The organism is Stenotrophomonas sp. TWI1151 (assembly GCF_039673135.1).
GTDB lineage: Bacteria > Pseudomonadota > Gammaproteobacteria > Xanthomonadales > Xanthomonadaceae > Stenotrophomonas.
In genome coordinates, this window is sequence record NZ_JBDJLA010000002.1 from 236,045 (window position 1) to 258,936 (window position 22,892).

Here is a 22,892-nt window from a genome sequence, read left to right on the forward strand (position 1 = left end):
TCTGCTGCACCTCTCATGACTACCTCAGCTCTTCGTATACCTGATGGGCCGACCGCACTCGAGCCAGTGTCTCAGCCCACCTTTCAGGATGTATTGGCGACAGTGCGATTCGCTCAACATCGGTCCAGAGTTCATGAACCGCACGACGGACCATAGAAAGATTTTTTACATAAGACAGTGCAAGAAGTTCAACCTCTGCGTAGCCCTCTTTGACGCAGGCAGAGAGCTTCGAAGCACTTGCCGCGGACTCGCCATCGTCATTGGCAGTCCTCCGCCTAGCTCTGATTAACTGCTCCGGAAGGCCAAAGATGAATGAAAGGTCGGGAACTACCCTCAAGGCAAATATCCGCGAGCATTTACATTTGCCAGCACTACTAGCTCCGATGGCCTGCGAAACTTCCATCTCTACAAATGACCTACCCTCCATCCACATGAGCAACAACTCTTGAAGCCGGGGTATAGCCCACTGCCCTTTTTCTCGGTCTGAGCTAAATCGCGCGTAGTCTCTTTCAAAGAGGCCTTCAAGATTTCCCTTCCTCACTAGCTGCGGGACCAGAGAGGGGTCTTCTGCAAGCCAGTCAAAGACCCATTCGGTCCACTCTCTCACATTGGCGAAATCACCTGGGCAGTTCCTCTGCATACGAGCCTCCAAGCCCCTGATGACAGTGGGCTCAACTCCCGTTGAAGCCGCCAACTTGTCTATCCAGTCTGGATTCTGCTCAGCCCCGAATTCGTCTCGGAACCTAGCTACTACCTCGGAGCTTACGTCCACCCAGTCTTGGCCTCCTTGGGCACTTGCTGAGAAGGCTCCCATCGTTCTTCCAAGGTACTCGCGAACGGCAGATCTAGAAGACTCGCGATCAAAGGAAATCGGGAGTCGTCGAAGCATGTATCGGGCGGTTTCATCCAACTCGTCTGTGGATGCATGCATCCGGTCAAGCACTCGAGCAAGCGGATCCTCAACTGCCAAACACTGGTCGCTTTGAGAGAACACCTCCCTAAGCTGATTCCAGTAACGACTGATAGTGTTGGACTCACCGTCGAAACGCATAACCCTACCAGGGATAACTAGGACGAAGCCAAATGAATTTTCCCCCGCCCGCCCGGCCCTGCCCGCTGCATTCAGCAGCTCATGAGCCTCCAGAGTCCCCATTCGCTCCGAGTCGGCGTCGAATCTCTGATCACTGGATATGATCACGACTTGGCTTGGTAGATTCATCCCTTGTGCTAGGGTTGAGGTCGCTACGACGACATCAACCCCATCGGGCCGCCTGTAAAGTGATTCGTGAAGGGCCCTCTCCTGCGGAAGTAACAGGCCATGATGCGTAAGGGCCCGACTTCTCAGATCGTGTCCGTCGCCAACGTCAGCATACAGAGCACTACGTTCGCCCAGCTCGGTGAGTGCCGCGTCAAAATTTTGCCGCTCAGACTGGTTCAGTGAAATCGTTCGTACTGGGAGCGCATCTGAAACCTTCCTCGCGATACTGGCTGCCCAAAGGATGGTTTGGGTAAAGACCAGCGTCTTCAAGGTCTCGCTTGCAGAACGTGTGGCTGCACCGATGGCAATTTCTGCCGCAACTTCGGTGGAGTTCGGGGTAAGGTACCAGTCCGACGTGCGTGTGCCCGCCGCACCCAGCTTGACATTTCGGTCTAGCAGCGGAACGAGGAGGTAATCACTTATATGGTTGGTCATCCACGTTTGCTGAAGGCCCATAAAGCCGTAGGGTTTAACCTGCAATTGGCGTCTTACTGAGACAGGAGGCGCCGCCGTCCTTCTGGCCCTCGCTGCAGCAGCTAACACAGCCTGGCTCGACGCGACCTCGGCAGCTTGGTAAAGCACGACACCGCGTACCTGCCGAGTGGGCTTCCAGTTCAAATCCAGTGCAAGGCATGGCCTGCTGGTTAGGTTTTCAACCCATGCTGCCACTTGCGAAGCATTGCTGACCATTGCGGACATCAACAGAAGATCTGCAGAAGGAGCCGCAAGCGTGAAGTTCAGTAGACAAACCATTGCATCGATGGATCTCCTGTCACGGCCAACTCCGGCAGAGTGGATGAGGTGGAATTCGTCGAACGTCAGAAGACCAACTTCAGCGAACGCGGCGGGCTCGTATCCGAGGAGTGCCAAGCAACGCTCAGGGGTCATCACTGAAATTTCAGGAAGTCCCTCGTTGACGATGTCTTCAACAGAATCTGAACTCCGTTCCTTCTGAATTTCTCCAGATGGGAAAGCCGCCCCCAAAGAACGGGCGACCTGATCTACCAAAGCAAGCGTGGGCGCAAGGAACACCACCTTCCGATTCGCCAGCAGCGTACTTGCGATCTTTAGCTCAGATAGAGTGGATTTGCCTGCGCCGGTTGGGAAGCTGACTACGGATGAAACTCCATTATCAAGATAACCTCTACTAACTGCCTGTAGATGGTTCTTCCAGAGATAGGGTCTACTACCTGCAATCAACCCCATTTTCTCGCGCCACCTGTCTTCTGGAACTCCTGATGGCGGCTTGATCGATACGAGCGAGGACGCTCGGAGTTCTGTTCCTGCCGCCAAGAGCAAAGATGCCAGATGAAATGGCCCTGGGTAAGTACTTTCAGAGACTACAGGCCGGTTGGAGAGATTGGTCGATTCTGTTTTTCGAATGGATAGCTCGGCCACACGTGAAAAAATCTCATTGCTGCTCCTGACCGGCTCCGGCCTTCCCATCAGCTCGCTCGAAAGAAGTCTGACCCCGTCAAGTATCATGCCGTAGAGAGCAGTGGCACCCAGGCCAATGCTAGGCGAAGGGCTCTCCATCCAACTGCTTGTCGAGTTGCTACCGGTAGCCACTGTCGCAAGATCGCCTCTGATGAGGCGTCGAAGTGCGTCGATGAGCGACGAACTTACACTCCCGGAGCTTTCAGGCGGAGCCATCGTCTTCGTCATTTCCACCGCGTCCGCATGAGACTGCGCAATTAGAAACAGCAGCGAAGAGGAAATGCCCGCCGGTATCGCGTCCAGCCTAAGCTCCCAGCTGGCAGATGCTTCAGCAGAGAGTGCCTCTGCTTGAAAAACCACATGATGCGCGGTCCCTGCGACAAACGCCGCTGACCTCCTGATATCAGACTCTGGGGCCAGAGAAACCAGCGACTCTTGTACGAATGCAAGCCTTCGCATCTCGTCAATTAGGCTGTCGATGCCGTGATCAGCCTCTTCACCACTACGAAGCCTTATTCGTGCGGCAACGATCCTTGTGTAAGCAGCGGTTAGCTCCTTCGCCAAATCCCGGGACTCAAGCCCCTGAAGGCTGGGGGCGGATGCTATTAGATCCAGGGTCTCTCGATCAAACACTCTTCACCCCGGAATCAAGAATGGCGACTACTTTCTCGGCTAGCTCCTGCATCCATCCTCGCAGGTCGGCGACATGAAAGATGTCCCCTCTACGTCGGCTCATGTCGCCTTTGACAACTTCGTCATAGTCCATAAAGAGTGAACTCAGACCTCGCGGCGATGCATGATAGTCTCCAACCGTGATGGATGCCTTGAACACCCTGGCTTCTCTCCAGATGATGCTCTTAACTGCATCGGTGGCGTTTGGATAGCCAGAACTCTTGAGTAGGGAAACCACTTCTGCAGCAATCATGTTCTGACGGGACCCAGACTCCAGTTCGCGAAATTCTGGCCAGACCTCATCACGGATCACATCCCGGGGATTATCTGTCGCCTTGTCCTCGAAGATTACGACATGGCTAATTCCATTCTCACCTGCCTCAACTTGCAGGCCGTCCAGCCCTTTGTGGGCAAGAATCATGTGTGGTGTTCGGATAGCTGAGTTTGCATTGAGGCGATGCGCGCATATCCACGACATGACTTGGAACAACCAGCCATCGCGGTGGTAAGGGTTATCTGCGCTGGCCGTGACGAGTTTAATGGCTTCCGATCTGGCGATACCGTCTGCTTCCACTTGCGGAACTCCGGAGGCCTTTAGGATCTCTGCCAAATGATCCGCTTGACCTAAGGCGACCATGGCAATCTGAACTGCCAAGAGGTCTGCATCCGGGACTGACCACTCATTGCCGTCGCAGAGCGAAGCCACGGTATACGGTCTCGTTTCAATTGCCATCTCCAGCTGCCCCCAATTCAGCTTCCGTGTCTATAGCTTCTTCACAAGACGTATACCACACACTCACAGTGATGCACGCCCTGTAGCAATCTGGTGACTGTGTTACTAGCCTTACAGAGGGGACCCGCCGGATGTCGAAAAAAGTCTTGTGAATCAATCGATTGAATGGAGCGGCCCTTCACGCTTACCCTTTGGGTGCCAAATAGATCGATATTTGGACGGTTCGCAACCATCTAGCACGTCCCGCAATCCTTGGGCGACTTCATCAAACTTCCCAACTCCCAGCATCAGACAGCGACCTCGATTGGGCGGTGGCTATCTGTCATCTGCGCATAGTCTGTGCATTTGCTGCCGGATGCACGAACTATGCGTCAATCGCCTTTAAAATCAATGGCCTATGGAGTCGTGTGCCAAGCTATGTACTCAGCTGTGAGCATAGTCAGTGCATAAATCTCTCCGAAACGTCGCAACTATTGCTCTAGGTGGCGTCCAAACTATGGGGAGATGGCTAATCTGCTATGCACGCGCGCACTTCATCGCGACGATGACGGTGCATCGCCGGCGCAGAAAAATGAGAAACGCGCCCGCTATCGGGCGTCTGGGATCAGCGTTCGCCGTCGCGCAGGTAATCGAACAACTCGGCGTCGCCTTTCAGACCGAGCTTCAACATCGCATCGCCTTTCTGGCGGCTGATGGTGCTCACGCTCTTGTGCAGATGGATGGCGATCTCTTTGACCGTCATGCCGCTGCCGAGCAGACGCAGCACTTCCACTTCGCGCGGTGACAGGGGACGGGCTTCGCCTTCCTCGACACTCTCCGTGCCGATTGCGTCAATGCGTTCCTTCAGCGACAGGCTGACGTAGGACATGCCACGCTGCACCGTCTGGATCGCCAGCGGCAGTTCGTCCATCGACGAGGTCTTGTCGACCAGCCCCAGCACGCCGGTAGCGACGACCATGCGCAGGATCGCCAGATTGTTGGACACGCTGAGCATCAGCACCGGCAGCTCGGGAAAACGACGGCGGATCATGGCGATCATCGCGAAGCCATCGGCCTGCGCGCCGCCGGGCATGGAGTAGTCGGTGACCAGGACATCGCACTCGTGGTCGCCCAGTGCGGTCATCAGCTCGGCCACGGTGCTGGCCTCGGCCACCACCTGGCCAACGCCGCTGGATTCGATCACGGCCTTCGTGCCGATCCGTACGACTGGATGGTCATCGGCAATGATAATGCGCAGGGTCATGGACTAGTATTGCCTGTGAGGCAGCCGTCGGGCCGTGCCGGGATGGGAATGTCATTCTACGGAGATCAGGCAGCATGCGTACCCACGTCGTTCGCTGGCTGGTTCTGTTCGTGCTCGCGATGGCGATGGGCATGCAGGCATCCGCTGCTTCATCGCCTCCCTTGCCCGCCCACCAGAGCGAGTGGCTTGGCAGGCACCCTACCATCATCCTGGGTATGTACGACAGCGGCTGGCCGCCATTCGAGTCCATGCGCGACGGCACGCCGGTCGGCCTCGGCTACGATTATCTCAGCCTGCTGACCCGGCAGTTGGGGGTGCAGGTGCAGGTGCGGATGTATCGCGACTGGACCGACGTCCTGGAGGCGGCATGTCGGGGCGAAGTCGATGTGGTGATGAACATCACCCTCACCGCTGATCGCACGCGCTGCATGGTCTACACCCGCCCCTATGCCCATGCGCCACTGGCGCTGGTGGGCCGCCCCGGCGAAACCCGGGCATCGTCTGATCCTGACCTGCGCGGCCTGCGCGTGGTCACCGAGCGCGAGTTCGTCACCAGCGACGAAGTGCGCGCGCGCTTTCCCGAAGCCCGGCGCGTGACCGCGGCCAGCACCGCCGCCGCATTGGCCATGGTCGGCAGGGGCGAGGCCGATGTCTACATCGGCAACGCTTATGTGGCCACGACCCTGATCGCCGAGCGACGGCTGACCGATGTCAGCCTGCTGCGCCCCAGCGACCTGCCACCGGAGCGGCTGCATTTCGGTGTGCCCAACGCCAAGCAGCCCTTGGCTGAAGCGCTGGACATGGGCCTGGCCGCGCTCGCCGAGAGCGAGCGCGAGCGCCTGGAACGGCGCTGGCTCCCGACGCCGCGATGGTCGGTGCAGTCGCAGGTGATCCTGGGCAACGCGGAGCGGCGTGTCCTGGAAACGCCGCTGCGCCTTGCTTTCGCGCCGAACGCGGCACCGCTGGCCTTCATCGACAGTGCCGACCGGCCCAGCGGTGTCTCGGCCGAGTACCTGCGCCTGCTGCGCACGGTGGGGGCGCAGCTCACGCGGGTGCCGGCGCACGACTGGTTCGATGTGCGCGAGCAGCTGCGCCGTGGCGAGGTCGACGCGATCATGGGCATCCCCAACGATTCGAACTACCTGGGCGACGGCTGGGTGTTCAGCCAGCCCTTCATCACCGTTCCCAACGTCGTGGTGACAGCCAGTGGCAGTGCATCGGTGCTGGGCGTGCCCGATCTGGATGGCCGCAGCATCCTGCTGTCCGATCCGGAGCGGTTGCGCGGGTATGTCCTGCAGCAGGCCCCCAATGCGCGCATCGTGCCCGCGCGCAGCGCCGAACTGGCGCTGGCACGGCTGGCCAAGGGAGACGCCGATGCCTACATCGGAAACCTGGCCGTCATCGATCGGATCGTGCGTGATCACTATCCCGCGCAGCTGCAGGTGGCAGCGCCGGCAGGATTCAGCGATCGCCTGTCGTTGGCGGTCAAACGCCAGTACGCGCCGCTGGCCACCACGTTCGACCGCCTGCTGTTGAACATGAGCGCGCGCGAGCACGAAGCGATCCGCAGCGACTGGTTGTCGGCCGAGTACCGCAGCGATCTGGACTGGCGCAGGATCGCGCGCTGGGCGGTGCCGCTGGCCCTGGTGCTGCTGACCGCACTGCTCGTCCATGGGTGGGGCCACTGGCGCCTGCGCCGTGAAGTGGCGATGCGCCGCCGTGCCGAGCAGCGCCTGGCCGACGTCACCGACAACCTGCCGGCGATCGTCTACCAGGGCCGTCGCGAACGGGATGGCCGGCTGTCGCTGCCGTATATCGCCGGTGACACCGAAGCGCTGTTCGGGCTCACCGCGGCCGAGGCGATGGCCGATGAAAGCGCGCTGATGGCGCGCATCGACGAGCGTGATCGCGCCAGTGTGCGCCAGGCCATGGAAAGCGCCGCGCGTGACTTCGCCCCGTTGGACATGGAATTCCGTACCCGCCCAAGTGGCATGCTGCGCTGGGTACGTTCGCGCGCGCTGCCCTACGACGCCGAGGACGGGGTGCTGCTGTGGAGCGGCTATTGGATCGATGTGACCGATGCGCGCGCCCAGGCCGACGCGCTGGCGCTGGCCAAGGCGGCAGCCGAGCGCGCCACCGCCGCCAAATCCGAATTCCTGGCCACGATGAGCCATGAGATCCGCACGCCGATGTCCGGCGTGCTGGGCATGGTGGAGGTGCTCTCGCATACCTCGCTGGATGGCGAGCAGCGCCGCATCATCAGCGTGATCGAGGACTCGGCGCAGATGCTGCGGCAGATCCTCGATGACCTGCTGGACTACTCCAAGATCGAGGCCGGCGCGCTGTCGCTGCAACCGCATCCGGTCGCGCTGCGCGCATTGCTTGGCAATGTGCAGCAGCTGCTTGCCCCACAGGCGGTGGCCAAGGGACTGGACCTGCAGATCCAGATCGACGACGCGCTCGCGGCCATGCACCTGATCGATGGCATGCGCCTGCGGCAGATCGCATTCAACCTGCTCAGCAATGCCATCAAGTTCACGCGTGCCGGCGAGGTCGGCATCGCGCTGGCGGTGCTCGACGCTGAGGCCGACGGCGCGCAGCGGCTGCGCCTGACCGTTCGCGATACAGGCATCGGCATTTCGCCCGAGCAGCGCGAACGGCTGTTCGCGCCGTTCGTACAGGCCGACGCGGCGACCAGCCGCCAGTACGGTGGCACCGGGCTGGGGCTGAGCATCTGCCAGCGCCTGGTGGCGATGATGCATGGCACGCTGACGCTGCACAGCGTGCCCGGTGAGGGCACGCGCGTGGAGGTGCTGCTGACCGTACCGGTGGTGCCGGTGGACGAACAGCCCGGCGCCGCGGAAGAACACACGCAGGCGGTGCCGTTGCCGGCCGCAGTGCAGCAGCGGCGCATCCTGATCGTGGAGGACCATCCCACCAACCAGGCGCTGATGGGGTGGCGCATGCAACAGCTGGGCCTGCCACACGTGCTGGCCGAGAACGGCGAACAGGCACTGGCGCTGCTGGCGCGTACCCGTTTCGACCTGGTCCTTACCGACTGCCGGATGCCGGTCATGGACGGCTATGCCATGACCCGCCGCATCCGCGAGCAGGAGCGCGACCGCGGCAGCGCCCGGCTGCCGGTGATCGCGCTGACCGCCAGCGCGATGGAGGACGATCTGCAGCGCTGCCGCGAGGCCGGCATGGACGATCTGCTGGCCAAGCCGGTCGCACTGGGCGCCTTGCGCCAGGCACTGGTGCAGTGGCTGCCGGACGGGGATCGCCCGCCGTCCGGCGCGGTGCAGGCATCGGGTACGGATGACGCGCCGCCGGACCGGGCCGCGCTCGTGCGCCGGTTTGGTTCGGAGCACGTGGCTGGCGTGCTGATCGAGAGCCTGTGCACGGCCTCGGCCGAGGATCTGGTGAAGCTGCAGGCAGCCCTGGATGCGCAGGCCGGGCCCGCGCTGGTGAATGTGCTGCACCGGCTGGTGGGGGCCGTGGCAACGCTGGGGGCCGATGCGCTGGCGCTACAGGCGCGCAGCCTGATGGAACGCGTCGACGACGAAGGCGTGGCGGCGCACGCCGAGGCGGTCAGCGCATTCGATGCGGCGTTGCGCGCTTATCTGGTGCAGCTGCAGGCGTCCTGACCGGCGCCCTGCCGATCATCGCTGCTGCTGCAGGTATTCGATCACCTGCCGCCGGCGCTCCGGGTCGGCGGTGGTGTTGACCATGCGGGTGCCCGGCACCACGTGGGTCGGCGAGCGCAGGAACGCATCCAGGGTCTGCTCGTTCCAGGTCAGCCCGGCCTCGCGCATGGCGGTGGAGTACGGGTAGCCGGTGACACTGCCGGCGCGCCGGCCGATCACGCCGTGCAGGTTCGGGCCGAAGCGGTGCACACCCCCGGGGCTGACCGTGTGGCAGCCGGCGCAGATCGCGAACGCGCGCTGCAGATCCTGCTGATGGGCCTGCTCCGGCGTTTGCGGGGTGCGCGAACACGCTGCCAGCAGCAGGCAGGCCAGTAACGCCAATGTCGATCGGAAAGCAGGGGCCATGGCGCAACGGTCAGGTCCAACAGGACGCTCAGGATAGCGAGCGCGGTGGCGCCTGCCGCATCCGATGACCTGCGACCGGTGGTCGCAGGTCGGGCCGGTCACATCCCCGAGTAGTTCGGGCCGCCGCCGCCCTGCGGGGTCACCCAGACGATGTTCTGGGTCGGATCCTTGATGTCGCAGGTCTTGCAGTGCACGCAGTTCTGCGCATTGATCTGCAACTGCTTATGACCATCGCTGCCGACGAACTCGTACACGCCCGCCGGGCAGTAACGCGCTTCCGGCCCGGCGTATTCGCTCAGGTTGATCCGCACCGGCACACTGGCGTCCTTGAGCGTCAGGTGGCTGGGCTGGTCTTCGGCGTGGTTGGTGCTGCTCAGGAACACCGAGCTGAGGCGGTCGAAGGTGAGCACGCCATCGGGCTTGGGATAAGTGATCTTCGCGTGCTTCGACGCCGGCTCCAGGCACGCGTGGTCCGGCGTGCTGTGGCGCAGCGTCCACGGCGGGTTGCGGATGCCCAGCTTGGGCAGCAGCCACTGCTCGATGCCGGTCATCAGCGTGGCCACGGTCTGGCCCTTCTTGAACCACTGTTTGAAGTTCTTGGCCTGCTGCAGCTCGGCATGCAGCCAGCTGCTCTCGAACGCCTTCGGATAGGCGCTCAACTCGTCGTGCTGGCGATCAGCGGCGAGCGCATCGAAGGCCGCATCGGCGGCGAGCATGCCGGTCTTGATCGCGGCGTGGCTGCCCTTGATCCGGCTGACGTTGAGGTAGCCGGCCTCGCAGCCGACCAGCGCGCCACCGGGGAACACCGTCTTGGGCAGCGACATCAGGCCGCCGGCGGTGATCGCGCGTGCGCCGTAGCCGATGCGCTTGCCCCCTTCCAGGTGCTTGCGGATGTCCGGGTGCGTCTTGAAGCGCTGGAACTCTTCGAACGGGCTCAGCCACGGATTCCTGTAGTCCAGGCCGACCACATAGCCGATCGACACCTTGCCACCTTCGGCGTGGTACAGGAACGCGCCACCGTAGGTGTCGTTGTCCAGCGGCCAGCCGGCGGCGTGCACCACCAGGCCCGGTTCGTGCTTGGCCGGATCGATCTGCCACAGTTCCTTGATGCCGATGCCGTAGGCCTGCGGATCCTTGCCGGCATCGAGCTGGAAGCGGGCGATCAGCTGGCGGCCGAGATGGCCGCGCGAGCCTTCGGCGAAGATCGTGTACTTGGCGTGCAGCGCCATGCCGCGCTCGAACGCCGGGCCGGGCTGACCGTTCTTCTCGATGCCCATGTCGCCGGTGGCCACGCCGATCACCGCGCCGTCGTCGCTGTACAGCACTTCCGCCGCCGGGAAGCCGGGGAAGATCGCCACCTCCAGCGCTTCGGCCTGCTGCGCCAGCCAGCGGGTGACCTCGCCCAGGCTGACGATGTAGTTGCCTTCGTTGTGGAAGCACTCCGGCAGCAACGCGTTGGGCGTGCTGCGCGACCCCGTTTCATTGAGGAACAGGAATTCGTCGCGGGTGACCTTCTGCTTCAGCGGTGCGCCGCGCTCGGCCCAGTGCGGGAACAGTTCGGTCAACGCGCGTGGGTCCATCACCGCGCCGGACAGGATGTGCGCGCCGGGTTCGGAGCCCTTCTCCAGGATGCAGACCGACAGCTCGCGGCCAGCCTCGATGGCGCGCTGGCGCAGCCGGATCGCCGTGGCCAGGCCAGCAGGGCCGCCACCGACGATCACCACATCGAATTCCATCACTTCACGCGGGGGCAGGACGTTGATTTCTTCGCTCATGGGGCTGCGTAACTCTTGGGTAGTGCCGCGGGTTGAACGGCGGCGGTTGCCTGGGAATCGCGCGTGTCACACCACGGCGAAACGGTGGATCAGTGCGCCAGAGTACCGGCACGGCGCATGTAAGCCTAGATCGCCGACGATGAGAGCGGTGTCGGCGCGTGCTGGATACCGGGATGCTGCGGCGCAGCAACCGCGCTGCGGCGCCGTCCCTTGGCCGCTTCCTGCACAACGACCACAATGGGGGCCTGTTCCACCGCCACCTGCCGGGATGCCATGTCACTCAATCCGTTCGATCTGTTCGATATCCGTTCGCTGTTGAGCGAGGAGGAGCGCGCGGTGCAGGCGACAGTGGCGCGCTTCACTGATACCCGGGTGCTGCCGATCATCGGTGATGCATTTGATGAAGGCCGCTTTCCGGACGAACTGATCCCCGAGATCGCTGCACTGGGTCTGCTCGGCTCCAGCCTGCCCGAGCAGTACGGCGGCGGCGGACTGAACGCGGTGAGTTACGGCTTGATCTGCCAGGAACTGGAGCGTGGCGATTCGGGCCTGCGCAGTTTCGTCTCGGTGCAGAGCTCGCTGTGCATGTACCCGATCTACGCCTACGGCAGCGAAGAACAGCGCCTGCGCTGGTTGCCGGACATGGCCACCGGCAAGGTGATCGGTTGCTTCGGCCTGACCGAGGCGCATGGCGGCTCCGATCCGGCGGCGATGAAGACCCGCGCGGTGCGCGATGGCAGTGACTGGCTGATCAACGGCAGCAAGATGTGGATCACCAGCGGGCCGGTGGCGGACATCGCCATCGTCTGGGCACACACCGAAGACGGCATCCAGGGCTTCGTGCTCGAGAAGGGCATGGCCGGCTACAGCACGCAGGAGATCAAGCACAAGATGAGCCTGCGTGCCTCGCTCACCGGCGCGCTGTTCTTCGACAATGTGCGCGTGCCCGACCGTAACCGCCTGCCCAACGTGCAGGGCCTCAAAGGCCCGCTGGGCTGTTTGAACCAGGCGCGTTATGGCATCAGCTGGGGCCCGATCGGTGCCGCGGTGGCCTGCCTGGATGAAGCGCTGGCTTACACCAAGCAGCGCGTGCTGTTTGGCCGGCCGGTAGCGGCCACGCAGAGTGCGCAGATCAAGCTGGCCGACATGGCGCGGCGGATCACCACCGCGCAGCTGCTGGCCTTGCAGCTGGGGCGCCTGAAGGACGCCGGGCAGCTGCAGCCGCAGCAGGTGAGCCTGGCCAAGTGGAACAACTGCCGCATGGCCATCGACATCGCGCGCGAGTGCCGCGACCTGCTCGGTGGCGCCGGCATCACCACCGAGCATGTGGCGATCCGGCATGCACTCAATCTGGAATCGGTGATCACCTACGAGGGCACCGAGACAGTGCACCAGCTGGTGATCGGGCGCGAGCTGACCGGGATCAATGCGTTCTGAGGTCACCTGACCAACGGTCAGGTGCTACACCAACGGTCAGGTGCTACACCAACGGTCAGGTGCTACACCAACGGTCAGGTGCTACGCGGCCGGCAGGTGCCTGTGTCACCGGTAGGTGCCGACCGGTGGTCGGCACGGCATCTTATTCCCCGCCGGCAAACCCGTTCTGGCGCCACGCCTCGTACATCACCACCGCGACAGTGTTGGACAGATTGAGGCTGCGGTTGCCCGGTTGCATCGGCAGGCGCAGGCGGCGGCCGTGGGGCAGGCTGTCGAGCAGGTCCTGGGGCAGGCCGCGGGTTTCCGGGCCGAACAGGAAGGCATCGCCATCTTCAAAGTGCTGGGTGTCGTAACGCACGCTGCCGCGGGTACTCAGCGCGAACAGGCGCTTGGGCGCAATCACCTGCAGGGCGGTCTCAAGATCTGGATGGACCTGCAGTCGGGCGTATTCGTGATAGTCCAGGCCGGCGCGCTTGAGCTGCTTGTCGCTCAGGTCGAAACCGAGCGGCTCGATCAGGTGCAGCCGCGCGCCGGTGTTGGCGCAGAGGCGGATCACATTGCCGGAGTTCGGCGGGATTTCGGGTTGGAACAGAACGACATGGAACGTGGGCGTGGCAGTCATCGGCGAAGTGTACGCCGTGGCTGCGGGGGACCGCAGCTACGGCTTACTGGCGGATCAGGGTCGAGGCGGCGGCAGCGGCGGTTTCCAGGGCAAGGGCCTGCAGATCGGCAGCCGACGGACGCACCTGCAGGGTCGGCAGGTTGATGATCACTTCGTTGGCGACGGCGGTGGCGGCAGCGGTGAAGGTGGCGACGTAGCCGCGGTCACGGGTCTGCTCGGCAGCCAGGGCCTGGCGCTGTTCGGCGGTCGGGCGCACTTCAACGGCGGCCAGCGTGGTGACGTGGCGGTTGGCGGCCAGTTCGGCGCGGTAATCGGCGATCAGGCCGGCAGTCGGGCGCACTTCCACGACGGCCAGGGTCGGGATGCTGCTGGTGCGCTCAACCTCGGCCTGGGCGATCTGGTCGGCCGACGGGCGGACCTGCACGGTGTCCAGGGTGACGATGGCGGGAGCGGCCTGCACCGACGAAGCAAATGCGGAGCCGGCGGCGAGGGCGATGGCGATGGCGAGCGTCTTGGTGTTCATGGCGAGGTCCTGTTTAGTGTTGGTGAGCAGTGGTGTGGTAGTAAGGTAGTACACCGATTCGGGGCTTGCAAGAACAATTTGATCTTTCTTGTTTTTGTTCAGCGTCCAGTCAGTTTCGGTTTGATCCCTGTTTCTTCGCCCAGTACCACGCAGGACGCGTGCCAACTTTTCAACGTTGATTTCAAAGGATTTTTCGGGGAAATGGGGTGTCCGCCGTCCGGACAGGTGTCCGCTGGCAGGCGTGTGCGCCGTCCGGTTCCCCCCCAATGACTGTTGGCCGATGCCTTTTGCCCGGACGGCGCGCTAGCATCCGGCTTCACTTTCATGACCAAGGAACCGGAATGGCCGTCCAACTTCGACCGCGTGCCGCGCTGCTGGCTGTAGCGCTCTCCGCCGCACTGGGCTCACTCGCGCCGGCACCGGTCCTGGCCAAGCCGGCCACGGTGGCCAAGGTCGATATTCCGTTCGAGCAGTTCACCCTGCCCAATGGCCTGCGCGTGGTGGTGCACACCGACCGCAAGGCGCCGATCGTGGCCGTCAACATCTGGTACCACGTGGGCAGCAAGGACGAACCGGCCGGCCGCACCGGCTTTGCGCACCTGTTTGAACACCTGATGTTCCAGGGCAGCGAGAACCACGACGGCGAGTATTTCGAGCCCTTCAAGCAGGTGGGTGTCACCGGCCAGAACGGCACCACCAACACCGATCGCACCAATTACTTCGAGAACGTGCCGACCACCGCGCTGGACATGGCGCTGTGGATGGAGTCCGACCGCATGGGCCATCTGCTCGGCGCGATCGACCAGGCGGCCCTGGACGAACAGCGTGGTGTGGTCCAGAACGAGAAGCGCCAGGGCGAGAACCAGCCGTATGGACAGGTCTGGGAAAAGCTGACCCGCGCGATGTATCCGGAAGGCCATCCGTATCACCACAGCGTGATCGGCTCGATGAACGATCTCAACGCGGCCTCGCTGGACGACGTGAAAACGTGGTTCCGCACCTGGTACGGCCCCAACAATGCCGTGCTGGTGCTGGCCGGTGACATCGACGTGGCCACCGCGAAAGAAAAGGTCGCCAGGTACTTCGGCGACATCCCGGCCGGCCCGAGCATGGCCCAGCCCAAGGTGGACGTGGCCAAGCGCGAGAAGAGCACGCGCGAAGTGATGACCGACAAGGTGCCGCAGGCGCGCATCTATCGCGCGTGGAACGTCGCCCAGGTCGGCACCACCGACATCGACCAGCTGCAGTTGTTCGCGCAGGTCCTCGGCGGTGCGAAGTCCTCGCGTCTGGATCAGCGCCTGCTGCACCAGGACAAGCTGGTGGACAACATCAGCGCCGGCGCCTACAGCTCGCAGCTGGGCTCCAACTTCGTGATCATGGCCAGCGTGAAGCAGGGCGTGGACCCGGCCAAGGTCGAGGCGATCATCGATGAAGAGGTGAAGCGCCTGACCAGGGACGGTCCGACCGCCGATGAGCTCAGCCGTGGCAAGACCGCCTTCCGCGCCGGGTTCATCCGCGGCATCGAGCGCATCGGTGGCTTCGGCGGCAAGGCCGACGCGCTGGCCGAGTGCACCGTGTACGAAGGCGACCCGGGCTGCTTCCGCACGTCGCTGGCCACCATCGATGGGGCCACTGCCGCGCAGGTGCGCGATGTCGGTGCCAAGTGGCTGGGCGCCGGCGACCACACCATCGTGGTCGAGCCGGGCGCGCGCGTTGCGCTGGCCGAACTGCCTTCGGAAACGCCCAAGCCGTTCACCGTGCCCGCCGTGGACCCCAGCTTCACGACCCTGGCCAAGCAGGTCGACCGCAGTACCGGCGTGCCGCAGACCAAAACCTTCCCGGATCTGAAATTCCCGGAACTGCACCGCGCCACGCTGAAGAACGGCACCCAGGTGATCCTGGCCGAGCGTCACGACATCCCGGTCGTGCAGTTCAGTTATGAGTTCCCGGGTGGCTTCACCGCCGACCAGGGCCGCAAGTCCGGCACCGCCAACTTCACCATGGGGCTGCTCACCGAGGGCGCCGGCAAGCTCGGCGCGCTGCCGTTCGCCGATGCCGCCGATGCACTGGGTGCCAAGCTCGATGCCTCCGCCTCGCTGGACAGCACCAGCGTGTACCTGTCCGCGCTGAAGGAAAACCTGGCCCCGTCGCTGGCCCTGTATGCGGACATGCTGCGCCAGCCGCGCTTCGACCAGACCGAGATCGATCGCGTCAAGGCCACCTGGATCGCCGGCATCCAGCAGGAGAAGGTCAACCCCAGCGCGGTCGCGATGCGCGTGATGCCGACCCTGCTGTACGGCGCCGGTCATCCGTATGCGATCCCGTTCACCGGCAGCGGCAATGAAGTGGACATCCAGTCCATGACCCGCGAAGACCTGGTCGATTTCCACCGGGATTGGCTGCGCCCGGAGCAGGGCACCCTGATCGTGGTCGGCGATACCACGTTGAAGGAAATCGTGCCCTTGCTGGAACGCCAGCTCGGCAATTGGAAGGCCGAGGGTCCGGCGCCGCAGGTCAAGGCCCCGGTGGACGTGGCACGGCCGACCCAGGCCCGGGTGTACCTGATCGACCAGCCGGGCGCGGTGCAGGCCAACCTGTTCGCCAGCCAGGTGGTGCCCTCGTCCAAGGACCCGGGTTCGACCCGCTTCGACATCGCCAATGGCGTGCTCGGCGGGGACTTCACCTCGCGCCTGAACATGAACCTGCGTGAGCAGAAGCACTGGTCCTACGGTGCCGGCAGCAGCGCCAGCAACACCCTGGGCCAGCGCCCGTGGGGCGCCCGCGCACCGGTGCAGATCGACAAGACCGCCGAGGCGATGCAGGAGATGCGCAAGGAGATCGCCGAGTTCGCCAGCGGTACCAAGCCGGCCACTCCGGCCGAAGTGGCGCGCATCCGCAACATCCAGAACCTGAGCCTGCCCGGCGCCTACGAGACCGCCAGCGCGGTGATGGGGACCATCAGCGGGATCGTGCGTTACCAGCGCCCGGACGACTATGTGGTCCAGCGCAAGGCCGAGATCGAGGCGATGACCCCGGCCCAGGTGCAGCAGGCCGCGGCCACGCTGGACCCGAACGCGCTGACCTGGGTGGTGGTCGGTGACCTCAAGCAGACCGAGGCACCGGTGCGTGCGCTCAACCTCGGCCAGGTGCAGGTGATCGATGCCGAAGGCAAGGTGGTGGCTCCGGCTGCTCCGGCTGCTCCGGCGGCGGCGGCCCCGGCCGCGGCCGCGGCCCCCAAGGCCCGGTGATGCCGACAGCGGGTCAGCCATCGCGCTGGCCCGCCCCTCAGGTGCCGGGAACCCTCCCGGCCCCTGATCACCCCCGATTCAGTTGTTTCCCGCACACTCCCTTACGTATTCCAGCCAGGCCTTGTCCATGCGCATTCTGCTTCTGTCCGCCCTGATCCTCAGCGTTTCCGCCTGCACCTGGGTGCCGATCGAGTCGTCCGGCAAGACGGTCCGTGTGCTGCCGGCCGGACCCGCGCCGAGCGGCTGCCAGAGCAAGGGCGAGGTGGTGGTGACCGTGAAGAGCAAGGTCGGCTTCTACAACCGCAACCCGCTGCGCGTGCAGGAGGAGCTGGAAACCCTGGCCCGCAACGAGGCGCCCAGCGCCGGTGCCAACGCCGTGCAGGCCTCGGGCCTGCCCGCCGATGGCAGCCAGCGTTTCCTGGCCTTCCAGTGCCCGCCACGCTGAACCCTTCACCCCGCGCCCGGACCATACGCCCGGGCGTGAATTCGTAAAGGTGCGGTGAAAGCCGTGCCGGCTTACAATAGCGCCCCCTTTGCCTGAGCCTTGGCGCTAACTGATGCTCTTCAAGAATGTATCGATCGCCGGCTTGGCGCACATCGACGCGCCGCACACGCTGACGTCCAAGGAAATCAACGAACGGCTGAAGCCGACGCTGGATCGCCTTGGCATCCGTACCGATGTGCTCGGCGATATCGCGGGCATCCACGCCCGCCGCCTGTGGGATGCCGACATGCTGGCCTCCGACGCCGCCACGCTGGCCGCCCGCAAAGCACTGGAAGACGCCGGGATCGGCGCCGACAAGATCGGCCTGCTGGTCAACACCTCGGTCAGCCGCGACTACCTGGAGCCGTCCACGGCCAGCATCGTCTCGGGCAACCTGGGGGTCGGCGATGAATGCATGACCTTCGACGTCGCCAACGCCTGCCTGGCCTTCATCAACGGCATGGACATCGCCGCCCGCATGCTCGAACGCGGCGAGATCGACTACGCGCTGATCGTCGACGGTGAAACCGCCAACCTGGTGTACGAGAAGACCCTCGAGCGCATGGCCCTGCCGGGCGTGACCGCCGATGACTTCCGCAACGAGATGGCCGCGCTGACCCTGGGCTGCGGTGCCGCGGCGATGGTCATGGCGCGCACCGAGCTGGTGCCCGATGCCCCGCGTTACCGCGGTGGCGTGACCCGCTCGGCCACCGAGTGGAACCAGCTGTGCCGGGGCAACCTGGACCGCATGGTCACCGACACCCGCATGCTGCTGATCGAAGGCATCAAGCTGGCACAGAAGACCTTCGTGGCCGCCCGTGAAGCGCTGGGCTGGGCCGTGGAGGAACTGGACCAGTTCGTCATCCACCAGGTCAGCCAGCCGCACACCGCCGCCTTCATCAAGAACTTCGGCATCGACCCGAAGAAGGTGATGACGATCTTCGGCGAGCACGGCAACATCGGCCCGGCTTCGGTGCCGATCGTGCTGAGCAAGCTCAAGCAGCTGGGCAAGCTGAAGAAGGGCGATCGCATCGCGCTGCTCGGCATCGGCTCGGGCCTGAACTGCTCGATGGCCGAAGTGGTCTGGTAAACCAGTCGCCGCAGGCTGCTGCGGCGTTGGAATTGAACATCAAGGGCCGGTTCTGCCGGCCCTTTTCACAGGTGCGTTTGCATGCCCCAGCTGCCCGGTTACCCCGCCCATCCGCACCGCTTCGAGGTGCGCCCCGGCCTGTCGATGAACTATCTCGACGAAGGCCCGCGCGATGGCGAGGTGGTGGTGATGGTCCACGGCAATCCGTCGTGGAGCTATTACTGGCGCACCCTGGTGGCCGGGTTGTCGGACAGATACCGCTGCATCGTGCCGGACCATATCGGCATGGGCCTGTCGGACAAGCCCGATGACGCGCACTACGACTACACCCTGCAGTCGCGCGTGGATGACCTCGACGCGCTGCTCGCGCACCTGGGCATCACCGGCCCGGTGACCCTGGCCGTGCACGACTGGGGCGGCATGATCGGCTTCGGCTGGGCGCTGTCGCACCACGCGCAGGTCAAGCGCCTGGTGGTGCTCAACACCGCCGCCTTCCCGATGCCGGCCGCGAAGAAGATGCCGTGGCAGATCGCGCTGGGCCGCCACTGGACGGTGGGTGAGTGGATCATCCGCACCTTCAACGCCTTCTCGTCCGGTGCCTCGTGGCTGGGCGTGGAGCGGAAGATGCCGGCCGAGGTGCGCCGCGCCTATGTGTCGCCGTACAACAGCTACGCCAACCGCATCAGCACCATCCGCTTCATGCAGGACATCCCGCTGTCACCGGCCGACAAGGCCTGGTCGCTGCTGGCGCGCGCCGGTGAGGCGCTGCCTTCGTTCGCCGACCGCCCGGCCTTCATCGGCTGGGGCCTGCGTGACTTCGTGTTCGACCACCACTTCCTGGCCGGCTTCCAGGCCGCACTGCCGCAGGCGCAGGTGCATGCCTTCGAGGATGCCGGGCATTACGTGCTGGAAGACAAGCACGAGGTGCTGGTGCCGAAGATCCGCGCGTTTCTGGACGCGAACCCGATCTGAGCCGTTGGGATTGACGCTGGGTCGCATCCGACCCCGTCGGTAGAGCCGACCGTTGGTCGGCTGCTTTCTGGTCGGCTGCTTCTGCCCCGGCGTCATAACACCCGGCGCCCCCAACTACGCTGCGATCGGTGCCTGCGGCGGTGCCGGGGAATTGCCGTTGTCATCGGGATGATCATCGTCATTGTCCGCCTCGTCCCGCCAGCGCCAATCGGCCAGTGTCAGCGCCGGCATGCCGTGCGCCACGCGCGCCTTGTCGCACTGGGGGCTGGCCTTGCCGTACTCCCACGAGGCATCCACCTCACGGCAGACGCTGGGGCGGTTGGGGTGGATGCTGCAGCGCGAGTACACGCCGATCTCCGCATCCAGCGCCACGCAGTACACCGGCTTGGACAGCGTGCCGCGCATGCACAGCCGGTGCGGGTCCAGCACCTGGGTGAGCTCGTGCGGGACGCCACCGGGGGTGACCTCGTCCGATTCCATCCAGTGGAAGGCCACACGGTATTGGGTGCAGCAGGCGCCGCAGGTGAGGCAGGGATGGGGCATGGGGCACCGGCTGAATACACGTAGATCCACGCCATGCGTGGATGGGTGGGAAGGCCGCGAATTTTCCACGCCCTCGGCCGGCGCGCAAGATTTTTCTGCAGCGGCGACAATGAACGGATGAACAGCGCCATCAATATCGCCGCGCGCCTGCCCGAGCTGGCCCGTGAACGCCCCGACCAGATCGCCATCCGCTGCCCCGGCAAGCCCGGACCCGGCGGCATGGCGCGTTATGACGTCACCCTGGATTACCGCACCCTCAACGCCCGCAGCGATGCGATGGCGGCCGGGCTGGCCGCGCACGGCATCGGCCGCGGCGTGCGCGCGGTGGTGATGGTGCGGCCCTCGCCGGAATTCTTCCTGCTGATGTTCGCGCTGTTCAAGAACGGCGCGGTCCCGGTGCTGGTCGACCCGGGCATCGACAAGCGCGCGCTGAAGCAATGCCTGGACGAGGCGCAGCCGGAGGCCTTCATCGGCATCGGCCTGGCCCACATGGCGCGCCTGGTGCTGCGCTGGTGCCGCTCTGCGCGCCTGCTGGTGACCGTCGGCCGTCGCTGGGGCTGGGGTGGCACCACCCTGGCCCGGCTGGAAGCCCAGGGCGCCACGGCGGCACCTGCGCTGGCCCCGACCGATGGCGAGGATGTCGCGGCGATCCTGTTCACCAGCGGCTCCACCGGCGTACCCAAGGGCGTGGTCTACCGCCACCGTCATTTCGTCGGCCAGGTCGAGCTGCTGCGCGCCGCCTTCGGGATGGCGCCGGGCGGGGTGGACCTGCCGACCTTCCCGCCGTTCGCGCTGTTCGATCCGGCGCTGGGGCTGACCTCGGTGATCCCGGACATGGACCCGACCCGCCCGGCCCAGGCCGATCCGCGCAAGCTGCATGACGCCATCAACCGCTTCGGCGTCACCCAGCTGTTCGGCTCGCCGGCGCTGATGCGGGTGCTGGCCGATCACGGCCAGCCGCTGCCGAGCGTGCGCCGGGTGACCTCGGCCGGTGCGCCGGTGCCGCCCGACGTGGTCGCGCGCATCCGCCGCCTGCTGCCCGATGACGCCCAGTTCTGGACCCCCTACGGCGCCACCGAGTGCCTGCCGGTGGCCGTGATCGAAGGCCGCGAGCTGGAGAACACCCGCCAGGCCACCGAGGCCGGCGCGGGCACCTGTGTCGGCCGCGTGGTCGCGCCGAACGAGGTGCGCATCATCGCCATCGATGACGCGCCGCTGCCGGGCTGGTCGCAGGCGCGCGTGCTCGCCGCCGGCGAGGTGGGCGAGATCACCGTGGCCGGCCCGACCGCCACCGACAGCTACTTCAACCGCCCGCAGGCCACCGCGGCGGCGAAGATCACCGAAACCCTGGCCGATGGCAGCACGCGTGTCGTGCACCGGATGGGCGATGTCGGCTACTTCGATGCGCAGGGCCGGCTGTGGTTCTGTGGGCGCAAGACCCAGCGCGTGGAAACCGCGCAGGGCCCGCTCTACACCGAGCAGGTCGAGCCGGTGTTCAACGCGCTCGATGGCCTCGCCCGCACCGCGCTGGTCGGCGTGGGTGCACCAGGCCGGCAGGTGCCGGTGCTGTGCTACGAGCTGCTGCCCGGTACCGTCGATTCCCCCGCGCTGGTCGAGCGGCTGCGCCGCGAGGCCGCCGCGCACGCGCATACCGCGCGCATCGAGCGCTTCCTGCTCCACCCGGGCTTCCCGGTCGACATCCGCCACAACGCCAAGATCGGCCGCGAGAAGCTCGCGGTCTGGGCCACCGCGCAACTGGAGCAGCACGCATGAAGATCCTCGTGACCGGTGGCGGCGGCTTCCTCGGCCAGGCCCTGTGCAAGGGGCTGATCGAGCGCGGTCACCAGGTACTGGCGTTCAACCGCGGCCATTACCCCGCGCTGCAGGCGATGGGCGTGGGCCAGATCCGCGGTGATCTGGCCGATGCGCAGGCAGTAATGCATGCGGTGGCCGGGGTCGATGCGGTCCTCCACAACGGGGCCAAGGCCGGTGCGTGGGGCAGCTATGACAGCTACCACCAGGCCAACGTGGTCGGCACCGACAACGTCATCGCGGCCTGCCGCGCGCACGGCGTGGGCAAGCTGGTCTACACCTCCACGCCCAGCGTGACCCATCGCGCCACCCATCCGGTCGAGGGCCTGGGCGCGGACGAGGTGCCGTATGGCGAGAACTTCCAGGCGCCGTATGCGGCCACCAAGGCCATCGCCGAGCAGCGCGTGCTGGCCGCCAACGATGCACAGCTGGCCACCGTCGCGTTGCGGCCCCGGCTGATCTGGGGCCCGGGTGACCAGCAGCTGGTGCCGCGCCTGGCCGAGCGCGCCCGGGCCGGCCGCCTGCGCTTTGTCGGTGATGGGCAGAACAAGGTGGACACCACCTACATCGACAACGCCGCGCTCGCCCACTTCCTGGCTCTGGAACACCTGGCCCCGGGCGCGGCCTGCGCCGGCAAGGCGTACTTCATTTCCAACGGCGAGCCGCTGCCGATGCGCGAGCTGCTCAACAAGCTGCTGGCCGCGGTGGAGGCCCCGCCGGTGACGAAGTCGATCAGCTTCAAGGCGGCCTACCGGATCGGCGCGGTCTGCGAGCGGCTGTGGCCGCTGCTGCGCCTGCGCGGCGAACCGCCGATGACCCGCTTCCTGGCCGAGCAGCTGTGCACCCCGCACTGGTACAGCATGGAACCGGCGCGCCGCGACTTCGGTTATGTGCCCCGGGTCAGCATCGAAGAAGGGCTGGCCCGGCTGGCATCTTCATCGAACGCACAGGATTCCATCACTCCCTGAACACCGCAGGTTGGTGAACATGG

The 22,892-nt window shown here is 64.9% G+C and carries 16 protein-coding genes; 8 read left to right on the forward strand and 8 right to left on the reverse strand.

Annotated elements, in window-relative coordinates; all coding sequences use genetic code 11:
• Positions 1 to 19: 19 nt before the first annotated feature.
• From ABE422_RS05175 to ABE422_RS05185, 3 genes are all read right to left on the reverse strand, one after another.
• Positions 20 to 3,328, reverse strand: a complete 3,309-nt coding sequence (locus tag ABE422_RS05175) for a DEAD/DEAH box helicase (RefSeq protein ID WP_346465385.1) — start codon at positions 3,326 to 3,328, stop codon at positions 20 to 22.
• A complete protein-coding gene (locus ABE422_RS05180; protein ID WP_346465387.1) occupies positions 3,321 to 4,100 on the reverse strand; it encodes a hypothetical protein in 780 nt (259 codons plus the stop codon). Before ABE422_RS05180 ends, ABE422_RS05175 begins: the two co-directional genes overlap by 8 nt.
• 604 nt (positions 4,101 to 4,704) lie before the next feature.
• On the reverse strand, positions 4,705 to 5,343 hold the full coding sequence (locus tag ABE422_RS05185; protein ID WP_313212641.1) for a response regulator transcription factor: 639 nt from the start codon (positions 5,341 to 5,343) through the stop codon (positions 4,705 to 4,707).
• Positions 5,344 to 5,417: 74 nt separating this feature from the next.
• Here ABE422_RS05185 and ABE422_RS05190 point away from each other — a divergent pair, with 74 nt between their 5' ends.
• Entirely contained in the window at positions 5,418 to 8,990 is a 3,573-nt protein-coding gene (locus ABE422_RS05190; protein ID WP_346482600.1) for a transporter substrate-binding domain-containing protein, read from the forward strand.
• A gap of 15 nt (positions 8,991 to 9,005) precedes the next feature.
• Here the strand turns inward: ABE422_RS05190 and ABE422_RS05195 are convergent, their stop codons facing one another.
• Together ABE422_RS05195 and ABE422_RS05200 are read right to left on the reverse strand one after the other, a co-directional pair.
• Positions 9,006 to 9,395: a c-type cytochrome gene (locus tag ABE422_RS05195; RefSeq protein WP_313212639.1), complete on the reverse strand. Its 390-nt coding sequence runs from the start codon at positions 9,393 to 9,395 to the stop codon at positions 9,006 to 9,008.
• Between the two features lie 98 nt (positions 9,396 to 9,493).
• Positions 9,494 to 11,170: an electron transfer flavoprotein-ubiquinone oxidoreductase gene (locus ABE422_RS05200; RefSeq protein WP_346482601.1), complete on the reverse strand. Its 1,677-nt coding sequence runs from the start codon at positions 11,168 to 11,170 to the stop codon at positions 9,494 to 9,496.
• Between the two features lie 273 nt (positions 11,171 to 11,443).
• On the opposite strand from ABE422_RS05200, the gene ABE422_RS05205 reads away from it, so the two are divergent.
• Entirely contained in the window at positions 11,444 to 12,607 is a 1,164-nt protein-coding gene (locus ABE422_RS05205; RefSeq protein WP_313212637.1) for an acyl-CoA dehydrogenase family protein, read from the forward strand.
• 142 nt (positions 12,608 to 12,749) lie between these two features.
• On the opposite strand, the gene trmL is transcribed toward ABE422_RS05205, so the two are convergent.
• The gene (gene trmL, locus ABE422_RS05210; RefSeq protein ID WP_346482602.1) at positions 12,750 to 13,229 is read right to left on the reverse strand and encodes a tRNA (uridine(34)/cytosine(34)/5-carboxymethylaminomethyluridine(34)-2'-O)-methyltransferase TrmL; all 480 of its coding nucleotides are present in this window, start codon (positions 13,227 to 13,229) and stop codon (positions 12,750 to 12,752) included.
• 43 nt (positions 13,230 to 13,272) lie between these two features.
• Positions 13,273 to 13,752 carry a hypothetical protein gene (locus ABE422_RS05215; RefSeq protein ID WP_346482603.1) on the reverse strand — a complete coding sequence of 160 codons (480 nt, stop codon included), beginning with the start codon at positions 13,750 to 13,752 and terminating at the stop codon, positions 13,273 to 13,275.
• Positions 13,753 to 14,093: 341 nt separating this feature from the next.
• On the opposite strand from ABE422_RS05215, the gene ABE422_RS05220 reads away from it, so the two are divergent.
• The 4 genes from ABE422_RS05220 (at position 14,094) to ABE422_RS05235 (ending at position 19,546) form a co-directional block, all read left to right on the forward strand.
• Positions 14,094 to 17,000, forward strand: a complete 2,907-nt coding sequence (locus ABE422_RS05220) for a pitrilysin family protein (RefSeq protein ID WP_346482604.1) — start codon at positions 14,094 to 14,096, stop codon at positions 16,998 to 17,000.
• A gap of 127 nt (positions 17,001 to 17,127) precedes the next feature.
• Positions 17,128 to 17,445, forward strand: a complete 318-nt coding sequence (locus tag ABE422_RS05225) for a DUF4156 domain-containing protein (RefSeq protein ID WP_088434811.1) — start codon at positions 17,128 to 17,130, stop codon at positions 17,443 to 17,445.
• A 112-nt stretch (positions 17,446 to 17,557) separates the two neighbouring features.
• Positions 17,558 to 18,574 (forward strand): 3-oxoacyl-ACP synthase III, encoded by a 1,017-nt coding sequence (locus tag ABE422_RS05230; RefSeq protein WP_019184878.1) that lies wholly within the window; start codon positions 17,558 to 17,560, stop codon positions 18,572 to 18,574.
• Positions 18,575 to 18,655: 81 nt separating this feature from the next.
• Positions 18,656 to 19,546: an alpha/beta fold hydrolase gene (locus ABE422_RS05235; protein WP_346462726.1), complete on the forward strand. Its 891-nt coding sequence runs from the start codon at positions 18,656 to 18,658 to the stop codon at positions 19,544 to 19,546.
• Positions 19,547 to 19,660: 114 nt separating this feature from the next.
• Here ABE422_RS05235 and ABE422_RS05240 read toward each other — a convergent pair whose 3' ends face one another.
• Positions 19,661 to 20,089 (reverse strand): YkgJ family cysteine cluster protein, encoded by a 429-nt coding sequence (locus ABE422_RS05240; protein WP_152154128.1) that lies wholly within the window; start codon positions 20,087 to 20,089, stop codon positions 19,661 to 19,663.
• A gap of 117 nt (positions 20,090 to 20,206) precedes the next feature.
• Here ABE422_RS05240 and oleC point away from each other — a divergent pair, with 117 nt between their 5' ends.
• Positions 20,207 to 21,862, forward strand: coding sequence for an olefin beta-lactone synthetase (gene oleC / locus ABE422_RS05245; protein ID WP_346462725.1), 1,656 nt, complete (start codon positions 20,207 to 20,209; stop codon positions 21,860 to 21,862).
• Positions 21,859 to 22,869, forward strand: a complete 1,011-nt coding sequence (oleD, locus tag ABE422_RS05250; protein WP_346465397.1) for a 2-alkyl-3-oxoalkanoate reductase — start codon at positions 21,859 to 21,861, stop codon at positions 22,867 to 22,869. The genes oleC and oleD overlap by 4 nt, the downstream gene beginning before the upstream one ends.
• Positions 22,870 to 22,892 lie beyond the last annotated feature (23 nt).

Bases quoted from the DNA above. Each gene is read 5' to 3' on its own strand.
- ABE422_RS05195 (WP_313212639.1), bottom strand. From the start codon at position 9,395: ATGGCCCCTGCTTTCCGATCGACATTGGCGTTACTGGCCTGCCTGCTG.
- ABE422_RS05230 (WP_019184878.1), top strand. From the start codon at position 17,558: ATGCTCTTCAAGAATGTATCGATCGCCGGCTTGGCGCACATCGACGCG.
- ABE422_RS05190 (WP_346482600.1), top strand. From the start codon at position 5,418: ATGCGTACCCACGTCGTTCGCTGGCTGGTTCTGTTCGTGCTCGCGATG.
- ABE422_RS05225 (WP_088434811.1), top strand. From the start codon at position 17,128: ATGCGCATTCTGCTTCTGTCCGCCCTGATCCTCAGCGTTTCCGCCTGC.
- oleC (WP_346462725.1), top strand. From the start codon at position 20,207: ATGAACAGCGCCATCAATATCGCCGCGCGCCTGCCCGAGCTGGCCCGT.
- oleD (WP_346465397.1), top strand. From the start codon at position 21,859: ATGAAGATCCTCGTGACCGGTGGCGGCGGCTTCCTCGGCCAGGCCCTG.
- trmL (WP_346482602.1), bottom strand. From the start codon at position 13,229: ATGACTGCCACGCCCACGTTCCATGTCGTTCTGTTCCAACCCGAAATC.
- ABE422_RS05240 (WP_152154128.1), bottom strand. From the start codon at position 20,089: ATGCCCCATCCCTGCCTCACCTGCGGCGCCTGCTGCACCCAATACCGT.
- ABE422_RS05200 (WP_346482601.1), bottom strand. From the start codon at position 11,170: ATGAGCGAAGAAATCAACGTCCTGCCCCCGCGTGAAGTGATGGAATTC.
- ABE422_RS05220 (WP_346482604.1), top strand. From the start codon at position 14,094: ATGGCCGTCCAACTTCGACCGCGTGCCGCGCTGCTGGCTGTAGCGCTC.
- ABE422_RS05185 (WP_313212641.1), bottom strand. From the start codon at position 5,343: ATGACCCTGCGCATTATCATTGCCGATGACCATCCAGTCGTACGGATC.
- ABE422_RS05215 (WP_346482603.1), bottom strand. From the start codon at position 13,752: ATGAACACCAAGACGCTCGCCATCGCCATCGCCCTCGCCGCCGGCTCC.
- ABE422_RS05180 (WP_346465387.1), bottom strand. From the start codon at position 4,100: ATGGCAATTGAAACGAGACCGTATACCGTGGCTTCGCTCTGCGACGGC.
- ABE422_RS05235 (WP_346462726.1), top strand. From the start codon at position 18,656: ATGCCCCAGCTGCCCGGTTACCCCGCCCATCCGCACCGCTTCGAGGTG.
- ABE422_RS05205 (WP_313212637.1), top strand. From the start codon at position 11,444: ATGTCACTCAATCCGTTCGATCTGTTCGATATCCGTTCGCTGTTGAGC.